This window comes from Nocardiopsis metallicus (assembly GCF_014201115.1).
Classification (GTDB): domain Bacteria; phylum Actinomycetota; class Actinomycetes; order Streptosporangiales; family Streptosporangiaceae; genus Nocardiopsis; species Nocardiopsis metallicus.
Genome location: NZ_JACHDO010000001.1, coordinates 5,930,822 through 5,952,764 on the forward strand (window position 1 = coordinate 5,930,822; position 21,943 = coordinate 5,952,764).

15 protein-coding genes are annotated in these 21,943 nt (G+C 70.5%); 11 read left to right on the forward strand and 4 right to left on the reverse strand.

Going from position 1 to position 21,943, the window contains the following annotated elements; genetic code table 11:
- Positions 1-27 precede the first annotated feature (27 nt).
- The 5 genes from HNR07_RS26050 to HNR07_RS26070 all read left to right on the forward strand — a co-directional run bounded on the left by HNR07_RS26050 (position 28) and on the right by HNR07_RS26070 (position 5,253).
- Positions 28-576: an ATP-binding protein gene (locus tag HNR07_RS26050; RefSeq protein ID WP_312893982.1), complete on the forward strand. Its 549-nt coding sequence runs from the start codon at positions 28-30 to the stop codon at positions 574-576.
- Positions 573-1,139, forward strand: a complete 567-nt coding sequence (locus HNR07_RS26055; RefSeq protein WP_184373117.1) for a hypothetical protein — start codon at positions 573-575, stop codon at positions 1,137-1,139. Before HNR07_RS26050 ends, HNR07_RS26055 begins: the two co-directional genes overlap by 4 nt.
- A 546-nt stretch (positions 1,140-1,685) precedes the next feature.
- Positions 1,686-2,801 (forward strand): pyruvate dehydrogenase (acetyl-transferring) E1 component subunit alpha, encoded by a 1,116-nt coding sequence (gene pdhA, locus HNR07_RS26060; protein WP_184367279.1) that lies wholly within the window; start codon positions 1,686-1,688, stop codon positions 2,799-2,801.
- A gap of 3 nt (positions 2,802-2,804) precedes the next feature.
- Positions 2,805-3,785 carry an alpha-ketoacid dehydrogenase subunit beta gene (locus tag HNR07_RS26065; protein ID WP_184367281.1) on the forward strand — a complete coding sequence of 327 codons (981 nt, stop codon included), beginning with the start codon at positions 2,805-2,807 and terminating at the stop codon, positions 3,783-3,785.
- A gap of 19 nt (positions 3,786-3,804) precedes the next feature.
- Positions 3,805-5,253: a dihydrolipoamide acetyltransferase family protein gene (locus HNR07_RS26070; RefSeq protein ID WP_184367282.1), complete on the forward strand. Its 1,449-nt coding sequence runs from the start codon at positions 3,805-3,807 to the stop codon at positions 5,251-5,253.
- A gap of 36 nt (positions 5,254-5,289) precedes the next feature.
- Here the strand turns inward: HNR07_RS26070 and HNR07_RS26075 are convergent, their stop codons facing one another.
- Together HNR07_RS26075 and HNR07_RS26080 are read right to left on the reverse strand one after the other, a co-directional pair.
- Positions 5,290-6,648 carry an IS4 family transposase gene (locus tag HNR07_RS26075; RefSeq protein WP_184361008.1) on the reverse strand — a complete coding sequence of 453 codons (1,359 nt, stop codon included), beginning with the start codon at positions 6,646-6,648 and terminating at the stop codon, positions 5,290-5,292.
- A gap of 411 nt (positions 6,649-7,059) precedes the next feature.
- Entirely contained in the window at positions 7,060-9,042 is a 1,983-nt protein-coding gene (locus HNR07_RS26080; RefSeq protein ID WP_184367284.1) for a serine hydrolase domain-containing protein, read from the reverse strand.
- A gap of 196 nt (positions 9,043-9,238) precedes the next feature.
- On the opposite strand from HNR07_RS26080, the gene HNR07_RS26085 reads away from it, so the two are divergent.
- Positions 9,239-10,882 carry an OmpA family protein gene (locus tag HNR07_RS26085; protein WP_184367286.1) on the forward strand — a complete coding sequence of 548 codons (1,644 nt, stop codon included), beginning with the start codon at positions 9,239-9,241 and terminating at the stop codon, positions 10,880-10,882.
- Between the two features lie 91 nt (positions 10,883-10,973).
- Here HNR07_RS26085 and HNR07_RS26090 read toward each other — a convergent pair whose 3' ends face one another.
- Positions 10,974-11,906, reverse strand: coding sequence for an AEC family transporter (locus tag HNR07_RS26090; protein ID WP_184372693.1), 933 nt, complete (start codon positions 11,904-11,906; stop codon positions 10,974-10,976).
- 488 nt (positions 11,907-12,394) lie between these two features.
- Here HNR07_RS26090 and tnpC point away from each other — a divergent pair, with 488 nt between their 5' ends.
- Entirely contained in the window at positions 12,395-13,894 is a 1,500-nt protein-coding gene (gene tnpC / locus HNR07_RS26095) for an IS66 family transposase (protein WP_221318653.1), read from the forward strand.
- A gap of 475 nt (positions 13,895-14,369) precedes the next feature.
- A complete protein-coding gene (locus tag HNR07_RS26100; protein ID WP_184367288.1) occupies positions 14,370-15,845 on the forward strand; it encodes a phytoene desaturase family protein in 1,476 nt (491 codons plus the stop codon).
- Here the strand turns inward: HNR07_RS26100 and HNR07_RS26105 are convergent.
- On the reverse strand, positions 15,822-16,991 hold the full coding sequence (locus HNR07_RS26105; protein WP_184367290.1) for a carboxylate-amine ligase: 1,170 nt from the start codon (positions 16,989-16,991) through the stop codon (positions 15,822-15,824). The two genes, HNR07_RS26100 and HNR07_RS26105, sit on opposite strands and share 24 nt — an antisense overlap.
- A gap of 415 nt (positions 16,992-17,406) precedes the next feature.
- On the opposite strand from HNR07_RS26105, the gene HNR07_RS26110 reads away from it, so the two are divergent.
- From HNR07_RS26110 to HNR07_RS26120, 3 genes are all read left to right on the forward strand, one after another.
- Positions 17,407-20,181, forward strand: coding sequence for a LuxR family transcriptional regulator (locus HNR07_RS26110; RefSeq protein ID WP_184367292.1), 2,775 nt, complete (start codon positions 17,407-17,409; stop codon positions 20,179-20,181).
- Between the two features lie 137 nt (positions 20,182-20,318).
- Positions 20,319-21,167, forward strand: coding sequence for an ABC transporter ATP-binding protein (locus HNR07_RS26115; protein ID WP_184367294.1), 849 nt, complete (start codon positions 20,319-20,321; stop codon positions 21,165-21,167).
- Between the two features lie 47 nt (positions 21,168-21,214).
- Positions 21,215-21,934, forward strand: a complete 720-nt coding sequence (locus HNR07_RS26120) for an ABC transporter ATP-binding protein (RefSeq protein WP_184372696.1) — start codon at positions 21,215-21,217, stop codon at positions 21,932-21,934.
- Positions 21,935-21,943: the final 9 nt, after the last annotated feature.

The following is a 21,943-nucleotide window of genomic DNA, read 5'->3' on the forward strand; positions in this document are numbered from 1 at the left end:
ACGAACCCTCGAACAGGAGTTGCCGACGTGTCCATTCTCCCTCAGATGCCCACTCCCGCCTACCCGGGGCGGCGCTGGGAAGCGCGCCAGTACCCCGGAACGCCCTCCACCTGTCCCCGCTTCCGAGCGGAACTCCGCTCTGACCTCGAATCCCTCGCCGGGGTTCCCCGCCACATCCGCGAGGACGTCGAACTCTGTGCGAGCGAGGCGTTCGCCAACGCCGTCACGCATTCGCGATCCCAGCGCTCCGGCGGCACGGTGATCCGGATGCTCTCCACGCCCATCGTGATGGGCCGCCAGACCACCCTGCGGCTGTCCGTCATCGATGACGGGCCCCTGGACGCCCGGCCGATGTTCCCGCCCGCACGGCGATCGGTGGAGAACTGGGCACAGGCCGAGTCCGGGCGCGGCCTCCAGCTCATCCACCAGCTCGCCAACGAGTGGGGCACCCAGCGCTGGGCCGAACCGGACTCGCTGAGCGTGCTGGGCACGGTGCTGTGGGCCGAGTTCACCTACCCCACCGCCACCGCCACCACCGTGTCCTCTGCCCCGTGTGTCTGCGGAGGCGCCCGATGAGCACCGAGACCATGCCCCTCGACCTGCGCCGAGTCCTGGATGCTCCCCGGGGTCGACGCTTCAGCCGCCCCGTGCTCCGGCCCGGAATCCGCCCGGAGGTGCATTCCTCCGGCGGTCGGGCACCCGAGTCGCTTCCGCCGTTGGTCTCGCTGGGACGCACCCCGAGGGAGCGCGAGCTCCTCGCGCGGATGCCCGACACCCCCGGACTGCGTCGCCGCTTCGCCGAGGGAGACCCGCCCGCGTGGCTGCGAGGGGCCGAGTCCGCTGAATCCTGCTGGCGTCAGGATGACGTCTCCGACCGCACCCCCGCCCCGGAACCCGCTCCCGCACCGCAACCGGCACGCGAGCCCGCCGAGGAGGCCGAGCCCAAGCGCCCGGTGTCGATCCCCCGCCCCCGCAGGGAGCAGGTTCCGCGCCCGCCACTGCCCCGTCGCTCGGATCGCCCCCGCCGCCCGGCCAGCCACCGCAAGCCCCGCCGCCGGACCGGCCTCCTCCTGACCGGCTACGCCCTGGCCGTCACGGCCGGAGCGATGGGCCAGCACCTGCTCGCCCTGCTCGGCTGACCCTCCACAACCCACCCGACAGAACTCACCCGAACGGCCGCTTCGTTCCAGCAGAGCGGCGCGGTCCTCCTGTGCCCCTTTCCTTCGTGATCTTGCTACCAGGAGCAAGTTCGGCGCCGAAATCGCTCCTGGTAGCAAGATCACGGGGGATATAGGGGCGTGGACGTACCGGCCCGGATGAGGGGCATCTCCGCCTGTGCGCATTCGCGCTGCCACCGAGCAGTCGGCACTGGCTCACACGGACTGGGCACTTCCCGGGTTCCGGGCAGGGCGCTATCCGCCCGTTGCGGACAAGTTGCCGCAAAGTAGTTGGAAGACCTTGTAAATGCTAGGGAGCCCTGGTAACTCGCCTGGTCACGCGTCCGGGAGCATGGGTCGCACAACGTAAAAGGTGCCGCTGGGGTCTTGCGCTCCCCACAGTGAGTTCTGTCACGATGTGGGGAGGGCTGTCCATGACCCTCCCCACACCCTGGGAGCGCATGGGCCGTTAAACGGTCGATCAGCGTTCACCCACGCGAAGTCGGCCCCGAGAACCCGAGGAGCGACGTGTCGGACACCGCCGCGCACGAGGAGCCGGAGCTCATCCAGCTCCTGACACCGGAAGGGGAGCTCACCGAGCACCCCGACTACCCCCTGGACATCAGCGCGGAGGAGATCCGCGCGCTCTACCGAGACCTGGTGCTGGTCCGCCGGGTCGACAGCGAGGCGATCACCCTCCAGCGCCAGGGCGAACTGGGCCTGTGGGTCTCACTGCTCGGCCAGGAGGCCGCGCAGATCGGCTCCGGGCGCGCACTCCACGACCGCGACATGGCCTTCCCCTCCTACCGCGAGCACGGCGTCGCCTGGTGCCGCGGCATCCAGCCCAAGGAACTGCTCAGCATGTTCCGCGGCGCCAGCAACGGCGGCTGGGACCCGCACGAGCACGGCTTCCACCTGTACACGATCGTCATCGGCAGCCAGGCGCTGCACGCCACCGGCTACGCCATGGGCGTCCAGCGCGACGGCGCCGTCGGTGAGGACGGCACCGCCGTCATCTCCTACTTCGGGGACGGGGCCACCAGCCAGGGCGACACCAACGAGGCCTTCAACTTCGCCTCGGTGAACAACGCACCCGTGGTCTTCTTCTGCCAGAACAACCAGTGGGCCATCTCCGAGCCACTGGAGCGCCAGTCCCGCGTGCCGATCTACAAGCGCGCGGCCGGATTCGGCTTCCCGGGCATGCGCGTGGACGGCAACGACGTCCTCGCCTGCCTCGCGGTCACCCGCGCCGCCCTGGACAACGCGCGCACCGGCAACGGACCCACGCTGATCGAGGCGTTCACCTACCGGATGGGTGCCCACACCACCAACGACGACCCCACCCGTTACCGGGACAAGGGTGAGCTCGACGAGTGGAAGGCCAAGGACCCGATCCTGCGCGTACGCCGCTACCTGGAGGCCAACGGCCTCGCTGACGAGGCCTTCTTCGCCTCGATCGAGGAGGAGGCCGACAAGGTCGGCGAGACGGTGCGCACCCAGTGCCGCAACATGCCCGACCCCGAGCCGCTGGACATCTTCCACGAGGTCTACGCCGAACCCAACGTCCACATCGACCAGCAGCGGGCCGAGTTCGCCGACTACCTGTCCTCCTTCGAGGGTGCGGGCGCGGAAGGGGGCCGCTAGGCCATGGGAACCAACCTCACTATCGGCAAGGCCATCAACGCCGGACTGCGCGCCGCGATGGAGCACGACCCCAAGGTCCTGATGATGGGAGAGGACGTCGGCAAGCTCGGCGGCGTCTTCCGGGTCACCGACGGCCTCTACAAGGACTTCGGCGCCGACCGGGTCATCGACACCCCGCTGGCCGAGTCCGGCATCGTCGGCACCGCCATCGGTATGGCCATGCGCGGCTACCGACCCGTGGTGGAGATCCAGTTCGACGGCTTCTTCTTCCCCGCCGCGAACCAGACCTTCACCCAGCTCGCCAAGATGCGCCGCCGTTCGGCGGGCAAGCTCGCCATGCCCGTCGTCATGCGCATCCCCTACGGCGGCGGCATCGGCGCGGTGGAGCACCACAGCGAGTCGCCGGAGGCCTACTTCCAGCACACCGCCGGGCTGCGCGTGGTCACGGTCGCCAACCCGGAGGACGCCTACTGGATGATCCAGCAGGCCATCCGCTCCGACGACCCGGTCATCTTCCTGGAGCCCAAGCGGCGCTACTACGAGAAGACCGAGGTCGACACCGAGGCCTCCATCGACGAGGTCACCCCGATGGGCGCGGCCCGCATCGCGCGCTCCGGCACCGACTGCACGCTGCTGGCCTACGGGCCGATGGTCAAGACCGCCCTCCAGGCGGCCGAAGCCGACACCGAACACTCCATCGAGGTCGTCGACGTGCGCTCGCTCGCGCCGATCGACTACCCGACCATCACCGAGTCGGTGAAGCGCACCGGCCGTCTGGTCGTGGCGCACGAGGCCACCCTCACCGGCGGCCCCGGCGCGGAGATCGCCGCCCGGGTCACCGAGGAGTGCTTCTACCACCTGGAATCGCCGGTCATCCGCGTGGCCGCGTTCGACACCCCCTACCCGCAGTCCAGGCTGGAGGAGCACTACCTGCCGGACCTGGACCGGGTCCTGGACGGCGTCGACCGGGCGTTCGCGTACTAGATCGGGGAAACCGCACAACATGGCGATTCACAAGAGCGCGCCCGCCGTTGACGGCGTGCACTCGTTCAAACTGCCCGACGTCGGTGAGGGCCTGGTCGAGGCCGAACTCCTCACCTGGTACGTCAAGCCGGGCGACACCGTCACCGACGGTCAGATGATCTGCGAGATCGAGACCGCCAAGGCCGTCGTCGAGCTCCCCGTGCCGTTCTCCGGGACGGTCAAGGAGCTGCTCGCCGCCGAGGGCGACACGGTCGAGGTCGGCTCGGTCATCATCACCGTGGACGACGGCACCGGGGGTTCCGGTACCGAGCCCTACTCCGGGTCCGGCGCTGAGGCTCCGGCCCCGGCCGCCGGCATGACCGCCGGCCCCACCGAGGACACCGAGGAGCGGGAGAAGCCCCTGGTGGGCTACGGCGAGAAGGCGTCCGCCACCCAGCGCCGCGCCCGCCGCCGCCCGAGCCCCTCGGGGCCGGTCTCTCCGCCCGCGCCCAAGCCCGCCGAGCCCGCGCCCGCGGTCGTGGCGGTGCCCGCCGGGCCCGCGCCCGCCTCGGGCCGTCCGCTGGCCAAGCCGCCGGTGCGCAAGCTCGCCAAGGACCTCGGGGTGGACCTGGCGACGGTCGCCCCGACCGGTAAGGGCGGGGTCGTGACCCGCGAGGACGTCCACGCGGCCGTGGAGGCCGCCGCGTCCGCGCAGGGGACAGCCCCGTCCGCGACGGCCGCCGAGGCTGCGGCACCGGAGGGCGCGCCCGCGGCGGACCGCACCGCCCGCGAGCGGCGCGTCCCGATCAAGGGCGTGCGCAAGCACACCGCCGCGGCCATGGTGAACAGCGCGTTCACCGCGCCGCACGTCACCGAGTTCCTCCAGGTGGACGTCACCAAGACGATGAAGGCGGTCGCCCGGCTGCGTGAGCGCCGCGACTTCGCCGACGTCAAGGTGTCGCCGCTCCTGCTGGTGGCCAAGGCCCTGCTCATGGCGGTCCGCCGCCATCCGGAGGTCAACGCCTCCTGGGACGAGGAGAACCAGGAGATCGTGGTCAAGAACTACGTGAACCTGGGGATCGCGGCAGCCACCGAGCGCGGCCTGGTGGTGCCCAACATCAAGGACGCCGACGCCCAGACCCTCCCGGAGCTGGCGGCGTCCCTGAAGGCGCTGACGGAGAAGGCGAGGGCGGGCAAGACCAGCCCGGCCGACATGTCCGGCGGCACCATCACCATCACCAACGTCGGTGTGTTCGGAGTGGACGCCGGTACGCCGATCATCAACCCGGGCGAGGCCGCCATCCTCGCCTTCGGGCAAATCCGCGACATGCCGTGGGTCCACAAGGGTGAGCTGAAGATCCGCAAGGTGACCACCCTGTCGCTCTCCTTCGACCACCGGCTGGTCGACGGCGAGCTGGGCTCCAAGGTGCTGCGTGACATCGGCACCGCGCTGGAGGACCCGGAGCTGACCGCTCTGGCCTGGGGTTAGCCCCAATGCCGTGTAGTTAAGGTTCTGGGTGCTGTGTCAAGGGCCTGGCCCAGCCAGGATGTCGATGCTGATGGTGGCCTTGTAACTGGTCCGGTCAACCACGCCCTTCGCGTTGTACTTGGAGATCGCGCGTTTGACCACGCGGGGTCGGGTCCGGATACGCCGATCGGGCAACAGATCAGCCAACACCCGGCGACCGATGACACCGACCAGATCGATCACCGCTGAAGCGATCACCCCCGCGGCCTGGATGACCAGGTCGCGGGCGGTGTTGAGCGCAACAGTGAAACTGGCCCGGTCAGGATCGACACCGCCGCGGGCCGCAGTGGCATCGGCCATCGCCAAACGCAGTACCTGATAGGTGACCAGCAGCGCGTAGACCTCCTGGTCGATCCCGCCCGGGGTACGGGCCCGCAGCACACGCCCGCCCAGCAGGGTGGACTTGATCTCAAGGTAGGCGGTCTCGATCTCCCAACGCTGGTGGTAGAGCCGCACCAGCCCGGCAGCGGGATGGGCCCGGTGACCGGTCAAGGTGGTGGCCAGCCGGTAATCGACCGTGCGGCGGCCCTGGGTGGTGGCGACGGTGATCTGGCATTCGATGACGCGAACCCGAAGCGCGCCCATCCGCGACAGGTAGGAGCCATCGCTCAGCCGGGCCAGGACCGGCAGCCTACGGCTCATCTTCACCCTGACCAAGACGTGAGCGCCGGTAGCAGCGATGTATTTGAGCAGGTCCTGGGCGGCGAAGTTGCGGTCCAAGAGCACGAGCATCCCCTCACCCAGGCTGCGCAACAGTGCCGGGGCGTAGGTGGTCTCGCCGCGGGTGGTGGGCCCGAAACAGGTGTCGATGAGCGTGCGGGTGCCGCAGGAGACCAGTGCGAGCAGCCGCAGGGAGGGGTAGCTGGAGCCGCCGTTGTGCGAGCCGTGCTTGGTGTAGCGCCTCAGGTTGGCTGGACTGTCAGGGACCGACATGGTGGTGCCGTCGATCGCACAGACCAGCAGGCCCCGCCACCGCGTTCCGGGGGTGGCGATGCCCGCTGCCGGGCCGCGTAGCAGGTCGAGTAGCCAACGTAGCGGCGCGGCCCCGACCCGGGTGCGGGCCTGGGCCAGCGCGCTGGCGGTGGGTGCGGACACGCTCAGGCCCTTCAGGCCCGATGTGAGGCGCTGCCATACCTGTGACCAGCCCATATCGGGGAACAGAGCTGCTGCCAGCAGGAGGTAGACCACGACTCGGGAGGGCAGGTCCCGGATCCGTTTTTGTGTCCTGTGGGTCTGGTCCAGTGCGTGGTCGACCATCTCGAAGGGGATGATGCGGGTGAGTTCGCCGAGGTGGCCCGGGGCGAAGGCCCCGGACGCGACTGTGAACGGTTGGGAGATGGCACACTGGGTGTCCAACGGAGCTCCTGCTGAACGGTGATCGTGGTTGACACGGTTCTAGCAGGAGCTCCGTCCTGGTTTCAGGTGATTTGACACACCCGCGCTTCGCCTAACTACACGGCATTGGGGTTAGCCCCGGGGCCGAAGAAGAGCGAGGGGCCGGTGCGGCCGGGGAGTGATCCCGGGGCCGCGCCGGCCCCTCGGTGTGTTCTGTGCGCCCGGGTGTTCTGGGCGCTCGGGCCGCTCCGGTTACCCGGGCGTTCGGGTTGTTCGGGCCGCTCGGGGCGCCGACACGTGGACGGGCCCGTCCCCCAAGGGGGTGGGGGCGGGCCCTCAAGGTAGGTGTTCCCGTTCCGGGAGCGTTACCAACCCTTGACCGAGGTTTTTGTTGAGCACTCTGCCCGTGCGCGCGGTCTCGGGCCCCTGTTCTCAGCCCTGCGGCCAGACCAGACCGTACTGGACGCCGACCGCGATCACGGCGAGGGCGGCCAGGGGCAGCAGCGAGTAGTGCACGCGTCGGATCCGGCCCCACCATCCCTCACCCCACCAGCCACGGACCCAGGCGGTTACCGCGAATCCGGCCGTGGTCAGGGCGAGCGGAACAGCCGAGGCCAGGGGCATGGTGAGGACGACCGAGTCACCGAAGACCCAGTCCTGGAGCCGGTTCATATCCGTGACCGCGTAGACGACCAGGCCGACCGAGACCAGGCAGGCCAGCGCGGTGAGGGAGGCTGACACGGCGGCGGCGACCCCTGCCGCGCCGCGGGGGCGGCGCAGGTGCGCGGTGCCGGTGAGCAGTACCAGAAGGGCGACGACCACGGTGATCAGGTGGAGCCCGGGGCCGGCGAGCGCCGAGGTCCGGTCGTAACCGTTGGTGGGATTGGCGTCCAGGTACACGGCCGCTGCCCGGCCGTCCTCGACGGTGAAGACCAGCCGCTCCCCGCTGTCCTGGCCGACGAACACCCCGTCGCCGACCGGGAGCCAGCGCTCCTGGGGAATCATGACGCCTCGGACCCGCAGCGTCCCGTCACCCGCGTCGCGCACCGCGAGGTTGTCGAAGAGCGTGATGATCCGGGCGGTTCCCTCAACGGCGCGCCTGGTGGTGACGTAGCTCCCGGAGTAGACGCTCAGGTCGTCTCCGGGGTCGGCCTCGGGGGCGGCTTCGGAACCGGTTCGGGCGTCGGCCGGGCCGAACTCGTCGGCGAAGGCCTGCAACACGGCGAAACGCAGGTCGTGCAGGAGGCCCGCCCCCGCCTCGGGGTCGGTGTCGTCCCCGTTGACGGCAACGAACACCCCCGCGTCGAGTTCGGGCAGGAGCAGGTAGCCGGTGTGGATGCCGTCCAGGTCCCCGCCGTGCCCCACGCCCCGGGGCGGCCCGGTCCGCCACTCGTAGGTCCCGTAGCCCATCGCGGTGGCGTCCGGGTGGTGCTCGAACTGCCGGTCGAGCATCATCGCCACCGACTCGGTGCCGAGCACGCGCTCGCCGTCCAGTTCACCGCCGTTGAGCAGCGCCAGCATGAACCTGGACATGTCCCCGGTGCTGGTCACCGCGGCCCCGGCGGGGACCAGCGGGATGTGGACGAGGGCGGCCGGTGCGCCGTCGGGTCCGTGCCCGGTGACGAGGTCGTGCTCCTGGGCGAGCTCGTGCAGCTGGCCGAACTCCGTGCCGTCCATGCCCAGCGGGGCGAACACGTTCCGCTCGGCGTACTCCTCGAACGGCACCCCGCTGACCTCCTGGACCACGTACCCGGCCAGGCCGGTCCCGTAGTTGGAGTAGGCGGTGTACCGGCCCGGCGGGAAGATCCGCTCGGGGGTGTTGTCCCGCAGGAACTCCGCCAGGTCCCGCTGGCCGGCGGTGTCCTCGGGGTCGTCCATGTCGGTGCGCTCGTCGAACCCCGGGGTGTGGGTGAGCAGGTGGTGGAGGGTGACCGGCTCACCCGGGTGGGTGTCCGGTACGCGCAGCTCCTCGGGCAGGTAGGTGTTGACGTCCTCGTGCAGGTCCACCTCGCCCTGTTCGGCGAGCTGGAGCACGGCCACGGCCGTGAAGGACTTGGCGATCGATGCGGTGGGCAAGGCGTGGGATCCCTCATCCATGGGTGTCCCGTCCGCGAGGTCGGCGACCCCGTGCGCGGCCCCGGCCAGGGGTTCGCCGTCGGCGACGATCGACACCGTCAGCCCCGGGGCGCCGTGCTCGGCCAGGAGTTCGGGGACACGACCGTCAACGAAGGCCTGTGCCGTGTCCGGGGTGAGAGGTGGGGCCGGGGCGATGGCTTGAGCCTGGGCTGGTGCTGAGGGCATGAGCGCCAGGGGAGCGGCCATGCCCAGGGCCAGGGAAAGGCCGAGCGAGGCTGGCCAGGAGGGCCGGGCGGGGCGGCTTCGGGTACGGGTGGAGTGCGTGAGGGGCGAAAACATCAAGGCTCCAGCGGAGGTCGGTCGAGGTCACCTCAACGCTAGGAATTCCGCCCGCCGGGGGCATTGGGGCTGGGGGCCGTTCTTCTCGGGTGGCTAGCTGTAGTGCCAGGCGCAAAAATTACCGAACCGGGAGGAACCAACACGATGTTGGTCGGGTCCTATCCAGTGTTGGGTAAGCGAGCTAGGGAGCACCCCCATGTCAGTACGACAGCCCCTCGCGGCAGGACGCGCGCTGGCCGTGACCGCGGTCGTCACCGCGGCGGCGCTGGCCCTGTCCAGCTGCGGCATCGTCCGCGACCTCCAGGCCGACGACAACCCCGGCCCCGACACCATCGACGTCGACCCCGAAGAGGATCCCCGCCCCGAGGTCGAGGCCGAGTTCCCCTACACCCGGGAGGGGACGATCTTCCAGGACACCGGCCAGGACTCCACCCTGCGCTTCGCCATCAACGGCCTGGAGCGCACCGACGAGTACACCGTCATCCACTACGAAGAGACCTACGTCGACCACTTCCGGGGCATCGTCAGCAACCTGTCGATGCCCAACACCCTGATCGACCCGGTCAGCGGACGAGCTTACGCCGAGCTCACCGACGAGGAGGGCTACTACTACGGTTCCGTTCCCCCCGACGACGGCCTCTTCCCCGTCACCGTGGGCGCCACCAACCAGTACCGGGGCTACTTCCCGCGCCTGCCCGACGAGGTCCAGCAGGTCACCTTCGTCGGCAGCGGCCTGGGGGCCATGACCGGCATCCCCGTCGTGGACGTGGACGAGGAGCAGCCCGACCCCGTCGACCCCAACGGCGCCGCCATGACCGTCCGCGACGGGCCCGAGTTCGGCGACACGGTCGAGTTCGAGAACATGCGCCCCGAGCCCGGCTGGGACGAGTGGATCGGCGAGATGGAGAGCTTCGTCGACTCCGACGTCGCCTCCACCACCCGCGACGGGGACACCGAGACGGTCGCCCTGAAGTCCGACGTGATGTTCGACTTCGACTCCGCCGAACTCACCGACGAGGCCGAGCAGATCGTCCGCGAGGCCGCAGCCTCCCTGGAACGCAACATCGACCCGGCCGACCCCGAGGTCACCGTCATCGGCCACACCGACGGCACCGGTTCCGACGACTACAACCAGACCCTGTCCGAGGAACGCGCCGAGACCGTCCGGGACATCCTCGAAGAGGAGTCCGACGGCGACCTCACCTTCACCGTGGAGGGTCGCGGGGCCACCGAACCCGTCGCCGAGGAGGGCGGCTCGGACACCGAGGAGGCCGAGGCGCGCAACCGCCGCGTGGAGTTCTCCTACCGGGTGGACCGCGACGAGAGCCGCGACGGGGGCTCCAGCGGCAGCCGAGAGGAGGGCACGCTCGGCTCCAGCGACCGGCACGTGTTCCCGCCCGCGCCGTTCGTCGAGGACGACACCGCCGAGACCGTGGACACCGTCACCGACGGCGACATCCGGCTCGACGTGCACCCGCTGCGCCGCGACGGCGCCTACGTGATCAGCACGGTCACCCTCACCAACACCGGCGACGACCCGGTACTGCCCGACATGGGAGGCGAGGACGCGGTCTCCCCGGGCGGCCCGGCCGAGTTCAGCCAGGGCGCGCTGGGCGGCTTCCAGTTGCTGGAGCCCGACACCGACCTGGTCCGCTACGTGACGCTGCTGAACTTCGGCGGCCAGACCTACTCCGGGTTCGCGGAGGAGGTCCACGAGATGCAGCCGGGCAACTCCTACCAGCTCATCGCGGTGTTCGCCGCCCCGCCCGCCGAGGTGGACGAGCTGACCCTGCGAGCCGGCCCCTTCGGCGAGATCGAGAACGTGCCCTTCGCCGACTGACCGGGCACTTCCGGGAGCATGGCCCCGGTCCCGGCCCCGTCCGCGCACCGAGCGCGGGCGGGGCCTTCGCCTGTGGGCGCCTCCTCGGAGGTCAGCCCAACAGGAAGGTGATGGCGAACAGCGCCGGGACGGTGAGGAAGGTGGACAGCAGGACCACCTCCCGGGTCAGCACCTCGCCGGTCCGGTACTGGGTGGCGTAGTTGAACACGTTCTGCGCGGTCGGCAGCGCGGCCAGCACCACCACCGAGAACAGGGCGGCGCCTTCCAGCCCGAACACCAGTGAACCCAGCGCCCAGGCGGCCAGCGGTTGGCCCACCGACTTCAGGGCCACGGCCAGCAGCACCGGCCCCTGGTCTGGGCCACCACGCCCGGGCAGGGCGCTGCCGTGCAGAGAGATCCCGAAGGCCAGCAGCATCGCGGGCACGGCCATCCCGCCGACCAGCTCGAACGGCTCCATCAGGGGACCGGGCGGCGTCCAGGCGGAGGCGGACACCAGGACCCCGGCGAGGGAGGCGATCACCACCGGATTGCGCACGGGCGTGCCCAGCGCGCGGCGCAGTACGGGCCAGAAGCCTTTCGCGCTGCCGTTGTTCAGGTCCAGCACGGTCAGCGAGACCGGTGCCAGCACCAGCAGCTGGAGCAGCAGGATCGGTGCGACCAGCGAGGCGTCACCGAGCACGTACACGGAGATCGGGATGCCCAGGTTGCCCGCGTTCACGTACGAGGAGCCCAGGGTCCCCACCGTCGTGCGGCCCACACCCCATCGTCGGATGATTCCGACCACGAGGAAGGTCAGCGCCGCGACCAGCACGCTCAGCACGCTCACCAGCACCGGCCCGGACACCAGTACCGACAGGTCGGTGCCGGAGAGGATCGTGAACAGCAGCGCGGGGCTGGCCACGTAGAACGCCAGCTTGCTGAGGACCTCCTTCGCACCCGGCCCCAGCAGGGGGATGCGCCCGAGCATGTAGCCGATGACGACGATGCTGGCGATGACTCCGAACCCGACGATGACCCCGGACAACGGGCGCCCTCCGAACAACCGTGCGGCCAAAGCCCGGCAAACGCTATCCCAGCCGTCCCGAAACCGAAACGGCCCACGTCACACCACACAACGTGACCAGAGCTCGCCGGGTGCGAGGGAACGGTGTGGCTGCATCGAAAAGCCCTCAGGGTTCGCAGGAGGTGATTCAGTCTCCGATATGGTGCATACTTCCCTGGGGTGGTGGTCCTTCTGCTGAAAAAAATCCTTGCCGTCGTTTCTTCCGTGCTTTTCATGTCCCTGCTCTCGAGTATCGCCGTCGCTGCCGTTATCGGTTATCGGCAAGGGGAGTTCGAGACTTCGGGGATCAGTGATCCTGGTCGGCTGAAATTCACCAATGTGGCAGAGGTTGTCGATGTCCTGGAGGGGGACCCGGGGGCCGGTGCGAGATCTCGTCACAACGGACAGGGGCGTGCTGTAAGCATTCAGTTGCTGGGTTCGCCTGACAGGGCGACACTGGACCAGGCACGATGTCCACCATGCCGTCGGGACTGGAGACCGCCTCGCGTGAGGACCTGCTCGCGCTGATCGGTGTGCTCCACGAACAAAACACCGCCCTGCGCCAGCACCTGGCCCAGCAGACCGAAGAGATCACCCGCCTCAAGGCCGAGAACGAACAGCTCCGAGCCGACAACGCGCGTCTGACCACCCGGGTCGCGCAGCTCGAACGCCGCCTGGGACGCAACTCCGGCAACTCCTCCCTGCCACCCTCCTCGGACCTGTTCGACAAGCCCGAACGCGCACCCGCCAAGAAGAGCGCCCGCAAACGCGGACGCCAACCAGGCGCTGAAGGCTTCGGACTGCCTATGGTCGAAAACCCCGACCAGGTCCACGACCATCTGCCCGCCACCTGCACCGGGTGCCACGCCGAGCTGGACCCGGCCTCCTCCATTGGCTACCAGCGCCGTCAGGTCCGCGACATCCCCCTGGTCACGGTGCAGGTGAGTGAGCACCGCGCCCACACCTGCGCGTGCCAGTGCGGAAGCATCACCCAAGCAGCGATGCCCCAGGAACTGGCCGCCTCCCCTTCCTCCTACGGCCCCCACCTGCGCACCCTGGCCGTCTACCTGCTCGTGTTCCAGCACATCCCGGTGGAGCGCACCGCACAGCTCATCAACGACCTGACCGGCGCGAAGGTCTCCACCGGATGGGTGTCGCATCTACTGGGCGAGGCCCATGCTCTGGTCAGCGACAGCCTCAACCTGATCCGGGCGTTGCTCACCCTGGCCCACGTGCTGCACGCCGATGAGACCACCACCCGCATCAAGGACCAACGGTGCTGGTTGCATGTGGCCTGCAACGAGCACCTGACCCTGCTGGGTCTAGCTCCGCGTTCACGAGCCGGGGCGAACACGTTGGGGGTACTGCCGGGCTTTACCGGCACCCTGGTGCACGACTCCTTGGCCTTGTACTCGGGTTACACGTGCGCCCACCAGCTGTGCGGGGCGCACCTGATCCGCGAGCTCACCGCTGCCGAACAGGACCACCCCGGCCAGCACTGGCACCGTCAGATCCGGTCCGCGCTGGCCACCTTGGCCCGCGAGGCGGGGCGTGTGCGCTGCGGCCAGGCCGAGCACATCCCCGCCGGGGTGCTCCTGGCCCAAGGGGAGTTGTTCCACCACGGCATCGCGGTCGGGCTGTCCTGCCATCCCCGGGCCCAAGGAAGGAAGCAATCACCGGCCCGCAACCTGCTCGAGCGTCTGCGGGAGCGGGCCGAGCAGGTGTTGGGCTTCTCCGACCGGCCCCACCTGGTGCCCTTCACCAACAACCTCGCCGAAAGAGCGCTCAGACCCCTCAAGACCCAGGTGAAGATCTCCGGTTGCCACCAGTCCCGTCAGGGGGCGGCGGCCTGGCTCGGGGTGCGTTCCTACATCGACTCGGCCCGCAAGCACGGGGTGAGCGCGTTCGAAGCGCTGCGCCGGGCGTTCACCGGACAGTTGTGGATGCCGCCCATCCCCGCCTCCGCCTGACCAGCTAAGGCCATCTACCCTCCGCAGTCCCCAACGCCTTCTGAATGCTTACGATCCAAGGCTGGGGCCAACGGCCATGAGGAGTGAAGTTGAGAAGAGGGAAGGCGTACGTTTGCTGTCGCCGCCTGCGCGGTACTTCTGAGCGGTGGGGCCTTCCCCGCCCCGGCCATGGCGGGCAGCACCGCCAGCGGAAGCGCGCAGACTGTGGCGCGCGGACTGTCGAGAACCCGGCCGGGGCGGAGCCCTAGGACGGCTTCTCCGCCGTCGCCGAGTACGGCGGCGAGGAAGTCCTCCAGCTGTTGCTGGCGGCGCGGGGCCCCATCGCGCAGGAGAATCCCAAGCTGATCGAGCTGCTCGGCTTCGCAGAGGGGAAGCCGGACACCGATCCGGAAACCGCTGTCGCCGCGGTCGCGTAGCGGGTTCGGGCCGTGCTCCTCTTCCCCGGGGACCGCTCGACGAGGGAGGTGTTGACCGGATGCGTGACGCTGACGCCGTGGTGGTCGGAAGCGGGCCGAACGGGCTGGCGGCCGCGGTGACGATGGCCAGGGCGGGACTGCGCGTCGCGGTCTACGAGCGCGACGACGTGGTCGGCGGCGGGCTGCGCACGCTCGCCCTGCTGGACTCCGACATCCGGCACGACATCTGTTCGGCGGTGCACCCGCTGGCAGGCTCCTCGCGGTTCCTCCGGGAGTTCGACCTGGCCGCCCGAGGTGTACGGATGCTCCGCCCGGAGGTCTCCTACGCCCATCCTCTTCCCGGAGGCGGGGCCGCTCTCGCCTATGCCGACCTGGACGCGACATGCGCGGAGCTGGGCGAAGACGGCCCTCGTTGGCGGAGCCTCATGGAACCCCTGGTCGGTCGAGGCCACAGGGTGACGGATCTGTTCCTGTCCGACCAGCGGTCTCTCCCCGACCCGGTCGCCGCGGCTCTCGTGGCCTCACGAATCCTCCCGCACGGGTGGGGACGCGGTCCCTTCACCACGGAGCGGGCCAGGGCCTTGTTCGCAGGTGTGGCCGGGCACGTGACGGGCCCGCTGCCCTCGTTGCCGGGGGCGGCGGTCGCCCTTCTCCTGGGGCATCTGGCGCACGCCCCAGGAGGCTGGCCGCTGCCCCGGGGCGGCAGCGCGGAGATAGCCGATGCCCTGGTCGCCGATCTCCGTGCGCACGGTGGCGTCATCCACACGGGTGCGGACGTCACGGACCTGCGTGACCTTCCCCCGGCCCGGTCGATGCTGCTGGACGTCGCACCCCGAGGTTTCCTGTCCATGGCGGGTGAGCTGCTGCCCGACCGTTACCGTGCCACTCTGCGACGTTTCCGCTACGGCCCCGGTGCGGCCAAGGCCGACTTCCTCGTCTCTGCGCCCGTTCCCTGGGCGGCGCCGGAGGTGGGAAGGGCGGGCACGGTTCACTTGGGTGGTACCCAGGAGCAGATGTTCCGCGCGGAGACCGAGACCGCGCGCGGGCGCCCGGTGGCGGAGCCGTTCGTGCTCCTGGTGGATCCGGCTGTCACCGATCCCGGACGGGGCGCGCCGGGGCGGCGTCCGGTGTGGGCTTACGCCCACGTGCCGAACGGTGATACGCGCGATCCGGTGGAACTGGTCCGGCGCCGTGTGGAGGGGTACGCGCCGGGCTTCGGTGACACGGTCATCGCGGCTCGGGGCATGTCCGCCGCCCGCCTGGAGGAGTACGACCCGAACTACGTCGGAGGTGATATCGCGGCGGGCGCGATGACGGTACGGCAGACCCTGATGCGGCCCGCTCCGCGGGTCGATCCGTATCGCACGCCGTTGCGGGGGGTCTACCTCTGTTCCGCCTCCACCCCTCCCGGGCCGGGAGCGCACGGTATGTCCGGCTACCTGGCAGCGCTGTCGGCGCTGTCGAGGGAGCACGGGATCCGGACGCCCCCTGACCTGTCACCCAGGTCGCCCTCACCGACACCGGACGGTTGTTAGCCCTTCCCTGGTCTGGGTGAGGACGTGGTCTACCACGTCGGTCATCCGCCCCCGTTTCGCGTAGGCGGCGCGTTGGCGGTGGGCGCCCGAGCCCGAGGTCAGGACGCGGTCGAGTAGGGAGGACACCAGGTCCGTGTCGCCGGTGAGGGCCAGGCCGGGTAACGCGGCCCGCCGAACCCGTTCCATCGCGGTGCTCGCGGTGAGGGTCTCACCGGTCAGGGGGTCGGGGACGACGCCCTCCAGGCCCTCGCGGGCGGCCCGCCAGACGGCGGCGCGCAGGGTGGGGCCGCTGATGGCGGGGGCCGGGGCGCCGGCGCGTACGTCGGTCAGGGCCCGGGTGGTGAGCCCCCGGGTGAGGATGGCGAAGAGCAGTGCCTCCTCGGCGGTGGCGGCCACGTCGCCGACCCGGATCTCCAGGGTGGGCAGGTGGTCGGAGAGGCGGATGTCCCAATAGACCATGTGCCGGTCAAGGATCGCCCCGGTCGCGGCCAGGCCCCGGACGGCGCGTTCGTGTTCGGTGAGGGTGCGCAGAAGGGGCGGCGGTCCGGAGGAGGGCAGGCGGTTCCAGGTGATTGTGCGCCAGCTGGCGTGGCCGGTGTCGCGGCCGGACTGGAAGGGGGAGTTCGCGGAGAGGGCGACGAGGAAGGGCAGCCACCGGCGCAGGTGGTCGCTGACGGCCACGGCGGTGGGGCGGTCGGGTATGCCGACGTGCACGTGGCAGCCGCAGACCACGTGGGAGTCGCGCAGGGCGCCGAAGTGGGCGGCGATGGCGGCGTAGCGGCGGCCCTCGCTGAGGGAGGCGGCGGCGGGGTCGCCGAGGATCACGGTGCCGGTGGCGGCCACGGCCAGTCCGGCGTCGGCGGCGGCCCGGTGGAGTTCGCCGCGGGCGGTCACCAGGAAGGAGCGGGCGTCCTCGGCGGTGGTGCACACGGGGCTGTTGGCCTCCACCTGGGCGCCGGTGAACTCACCGCACAGGTGGGTGCCGAGACCCTGGGCGCGGGCCAGGACCTCGGGTGCTCTGGAGAGGATGCGGCGGGTGCGGGGATCGACGACGAAGAACTCCTCCTCCACACCGAACGTGAGGGGTCGGTTGGCGGTGCCGACGGGAACGGGTCGGTCTTCCGCTGTCAGGGAGCGGTTCTCCATGCGGGTCCTCCGGCTGTCCGATCCAGTGTGTCCCGCACTGGATATCCCGGCCGGGGACATCACCGACAGTGTCCTGAAGAGGACAAAAAACTATCCAGAGGGTTCTATGGGTTATTTGTCTGGTTCGCGGGTGAGGTGTTGCCCGCACGTTACGTCTTGATAACCAGGCCGGACGCGTGCGGGGGCGGTCGGGGGCGCCTCCGGCGGCCCGCCAGGGTGATGGGTGTCACTTTTTCTCGGGCGCGGAAGCGCAGGTGGGCAACGGGTTCCACACCCGGAACGCCTCTACCGGGAGCCCCTCCGAAAGCCCTCCGGGCCCCCTCGCACGGGTACCGTGTGTGACTCCGTGCGGGTATCGGTGAAACGACCAGTGTGCCCACGCAGACCTGCCGGAACAGGGTGTCGCTGTGCGAATGTGAGCAACGTGACAGAACGGTACACGGAGCCCCTGAGCGTACGCCTCCGGGGCCGGGACGCTGAGCAGCGGATCCTCGCCGAAGCCCTGGGCGACGCGAGGTCCGGGCGAGGCGCGTCCGTGCTCCTCACGAGCGGCCCCGGCCTGGGAAAGACCACCCTTCTCGAACACACCCGTAACACCGCAGGTGGATTCACCGTCCTGCACATGGCCGGGGTCGCTGACGAGGCCGACTTCCCCCTCTCCGGACTCCAGCGCCTCCTCCGGCCGGTCGAACCGGTCCTGGACCGGCTGCCCGAACCCCGGCGCGAGCTGCTGTGCGCGGCCCTCACCCGGGGCGGCGTCGCCGAGACCGACCGCTTCGCGCTCTACACCTCCCTTCTCGACTTCCTCGCCGAAGTCAGCGCCGATCAGCCCCTCCTGCTGTGCGTGGACGACGCCGACCTCCTCGACGACGCCTCCCTCGCCGCCCTGGCCTTCGCCGCCCGCCGCCTCACCGGCACCCGGGTCGTCGCGGTGTTCGCCGCGGGTGAGGGCCCCGGATCCGCACTGGTTCCGGGGGTCGCCGAGCAGGTCCTCGTCCCGTTGGAGGACCGCGCGATCCACGACATCCTCACCGACCGCGCCCCCGCCCACCTGTCCTCCTCGGTTCGCGCAGCCCTGGTCCGCGCCGCCCACGGCAACCCGGCCGCCGTCCTCGGCTTCCTCGCGGCCCTGACCACGGAGCAGGTCCAGGGCGACCATTCCCTTCCTGACCCCCTGCCCCTGGCCGGGCGCCTGCGGGCGGCTCAGCTCGCCCCCTACCAGGAGCTTCCCGAGCGGACCCGACAGATCCTGCTGCTCGGTGCCCTGGCCGCCGAGCCCCGCGTCCACCTGCTGCTCGACGCCGCCGACGGCCCGCACCTGTCCGTGACGGAACTGGAACCCGCCGAGGAGCGCGGCCTGGTGCGCGTGGACGGCGACACCCTGGTCTTCGTTGATCCCCTGCTGCGTGAGGCCGTCGCCCAGGGCACCCCCGCCGGGCGTCTGCGCGAGGCCCACCGGGCCCTGGCCGCGGTGACCGACCGCGAGTACGCCCCGGTCGAGTTCGCCCGGCACACCGCCTGCGGGGCCGACGTCCCCGACGCCGAGCTCGCCGATCAGGTCGCGGCCGCGGCCAGGCGGGCCAAGCGCCTGGAGGGACCGATGCCGGCCTCGTTCACCAACGAGCGCGCCGCCGCCCTCACCCCCGACCTCGACGAACGCACCTGCCGCCTGGCCACCGCCTCCTTCGAGTCCTACCTGGCCGGGGATTCCGCCCGCGCCGCCCGACTGCTGGGCCAGGCCCGGCCGCTCGCGGTGTCGGACCGGCGCCGGGCCATCGTCGCTCTCATCGAGGCCGAGTTCGACATGCGCGACTCCAACGCGATCGACGCCGCCGAACGCCTGTACGCGGTGGGCAGCGACCTCGTCCCGCACGACCGCGACCTGGCCCTGCGCGCGCTGGTCCGCTCCGCCGACAGCGCCTCCTACGCCGGTGACCCGGTCCGGCACGCCAAGGCCGCCGAACTCGCCGTGCCCCTGGTCCGCCCGGACGATCCGGCCCCGATGAGGCTGGCCGCCAACTACCTGGAGGGGTGCACGATCTCCTTCCGGGGCGACTACGCGAACTCCACCCCGCTGCTGCGCGAGGCCGTCCGGCTCTCGCACGAGATGACCGCGCCCTCGGAGATGGTGTGGGCGGGCATCGCCGGCCTGCGCCTGGGCGACGCACCCTTCGTCCGCACCATCACCTCCCGCGCGGTGGAGGCGGCCCGTTCCCGCGGTGAGCACGCGTTCGTCCCCTCGGCCCTGGCCTTCCTGGTCTTCTCCGAGTTCTGGAGCGGCCGCTTCCCGTCCGCCGCCGGAACCGCCCTGGCCGGACTGCGTACCTCCCGCGAGTCGGGGCAGTCCATCTGGGCGACCCAACACCTGGCCTCCCTCGCGATGATCGCCGCCATCCAGGGCGATGTCGACACCTGCCAGATCCGGGCGCGCGCGGTCACCGCCCAGGCCGGGGAGAACAGCCTCGGCCTGCCCTCGGCGCTGGCCGCCTGGGCCCTGGCCGTCCTGGACCTGTCCCGGGGCAACGCCGCGGAGGCGTTCTTCCGGCTGCGCTCCCTGGTGCACGCCGGCCCCGGGCACGGGCACCCCACCATGCGCCTGCTCACCGCACCGCACTTCGTGGAGGCCGCCGTCCGCACCGGTGAGACCGAGTGGGCGCGCACCTCCCAGGCCGGGTACCGGCGCTGGGCCGAGGCAGTGGAGAGCCCGAGCGCGCTGGCCCTGGCCGCGCGCGGGGACGGCCTGCTCGCGGCGGGCGAGGAGGCGGCCGACCACTTCGAGGTCGCGCTGTCCCAGCACCGGGTCTGCGGAGACGACGACGTCGAACAGGCGCGCACCCAACTGCTCTTCGGCGCCCACCTGCGCCGGGCCCGCCTGCCCGGAAGGGCCCGCGAGCACCTGTACAACGCGCTGGAGACCTTCGAGCGCTTCGGCGCCCGGCTGTGGGTGCGACAGACCCGCGCCGAGCTGCGCGCCATCGGCACCGCGGACCGCGGTCCCGAGACACCCTCCACCGGCGAGCTGACCGCCCAACAGCAGCAGATCGCCCGGCTGGTGGCGGAGGGCGCGACCAACCGCGAGGTGGCCGCGCACATGTTCATCAGCCCGCGCACCGTGGAGCACCATCTGCGGGGCATCTTCCGCAAGCTCAACATCAGGTCCCGGGTGGACCTGGCACGCCTACTGAACTGAAACATCCCCCTGGGCCGGCCGCGACGAGGCGGACGGTCCCCACACCAGCAGCGCCCCCTATCCACAGCGCTTCTTCCATCTAGTCATACCAACTGGTCGGTACGGATTCTCTGGTAGCTACCGCGAGAAAGGCAGTCATGACAACGACCGCACCGGAACATCTCCTGAGAGCGAACGGGGTGACCGTGCGCTTCGGAGGGCTCACCGCGCTCGACGACGTCGGACTCCAGGTCGAGCCGGGCTCCGTCGTCGGCCTCATCGGCCCCAACGGAGCGGGTAAGACCACCCTCTTCAACGTCCTGTCCGGTGTGCTGCGCCCCACGCAGGGAGAGATCTCCTGGAAGGGCGCGCCGCCACCCGGCAAGCGCACCCACCACCTGGCCAAGGCCGGGATCGCCCGCACTTTCCAGGGCCTCAACCTCTTCCCGATGATGCCGGTCATCTGGAACGTCATGGTCGGCGCCGACCGCACCGCCAAGGGCGGAGCGTTCTCGCTGATCAGCGGTTTCGGGCGGCACCACCGCGACGAGCAGGAGCTCAAGGAGCGGGCCATGGCCACCCTGGTGCGCTTCGGTATCGCCGAGTACGCCCTCCGGCTACCGGGCACCCTCCCCTACGGCGTGCAGAAGCAGGTCGCCCTCGCCCGCGCCTGCGTCAGCGAACCGGAACTCCTCCTCCTGGACGAACCCGCCAGCGGGCTCTCAGGCCAGCAGATGGACACGCTCGCCGACCAGATCCGCGGCTTCAGCCAGCACATGGCGGTCGTCCTGGTCGAACACCACATGGACCTGGTCATGAAGGTCTGCGACCACATCGTGGTCCTCAACTTCGGCAAGGTCATCGCCTCCGGGACCCCCGAGGAGGTCCAGGCCGACCCCGCCGTCACCCAGGCCTACCTGGGCACACCCGCCGACGAAGGTCCCTCGGACGGCGGTCCCGCCGTCGTCGACCCCTCGCTCGGCAACGGGAACGGAGCCCCCCGATGAACAACCCGGCCGCCACGAGTACCGGCACCAACGGGAACGGCGGACCCCTGACCGCCGAGCCCCTCCTCAGCGTCCAGGGCCTCAGCGCCTCCTACGGAGCCGTCCGAGCCCTCGACGGCGTCAGCCTGGACATCCCCGCACGCGGGCTGTGCGCCGTCCTGGGCGCCAACGGCGCGGGCAAGACCACCCTGCTGCGCACCCTCACCGGACTGCACCGCGCCTCCTCGGGCAGGGTCCTGTTCGCGGGCGAGGACATCACCCGCCTGCCCACCGAGAAGGTCATCACCCGAGGCCTGGCGCACGTCCCCGAGGGCGGCGGAGTGATCGTCGAACTCACCGTGGAGGAGAACCTGCGCCTGGGCGCCCTGTGGCGCTCCGACCGGCGCGACCGCACCACGTTCGACGAGGTCATGGACCTGTTCCCACCCCTGGTGGAACGCCGGAACAAGACCGCCAGCACCCTTTCGGGCGGTGAGCGCCAGATGCTCGCCATCGGCCGCGCGCTCATGGCCCGGCCCAAGGCGCTGCTCCTCGACGAACCCTCACTGGGCCTCGCGCCCCTGGTCACCAAGCAGATCTTCACCCTGCTCCGCGACCTGCGCGACCGCACCGGGCTCACCGTCGTCCTCGTCGAGCAGAACGCCGCCGGGGCCCTGTCCGTCACCGACCACGGCTACGTCCTCAACCAGGGGAGTGTCGCCGCCGAGGGCCCCTCCGACGGACTCCTGGCCGACGACCGCACGCGCCACGCCTACCTCGGCTTCTGAGGGAGACCC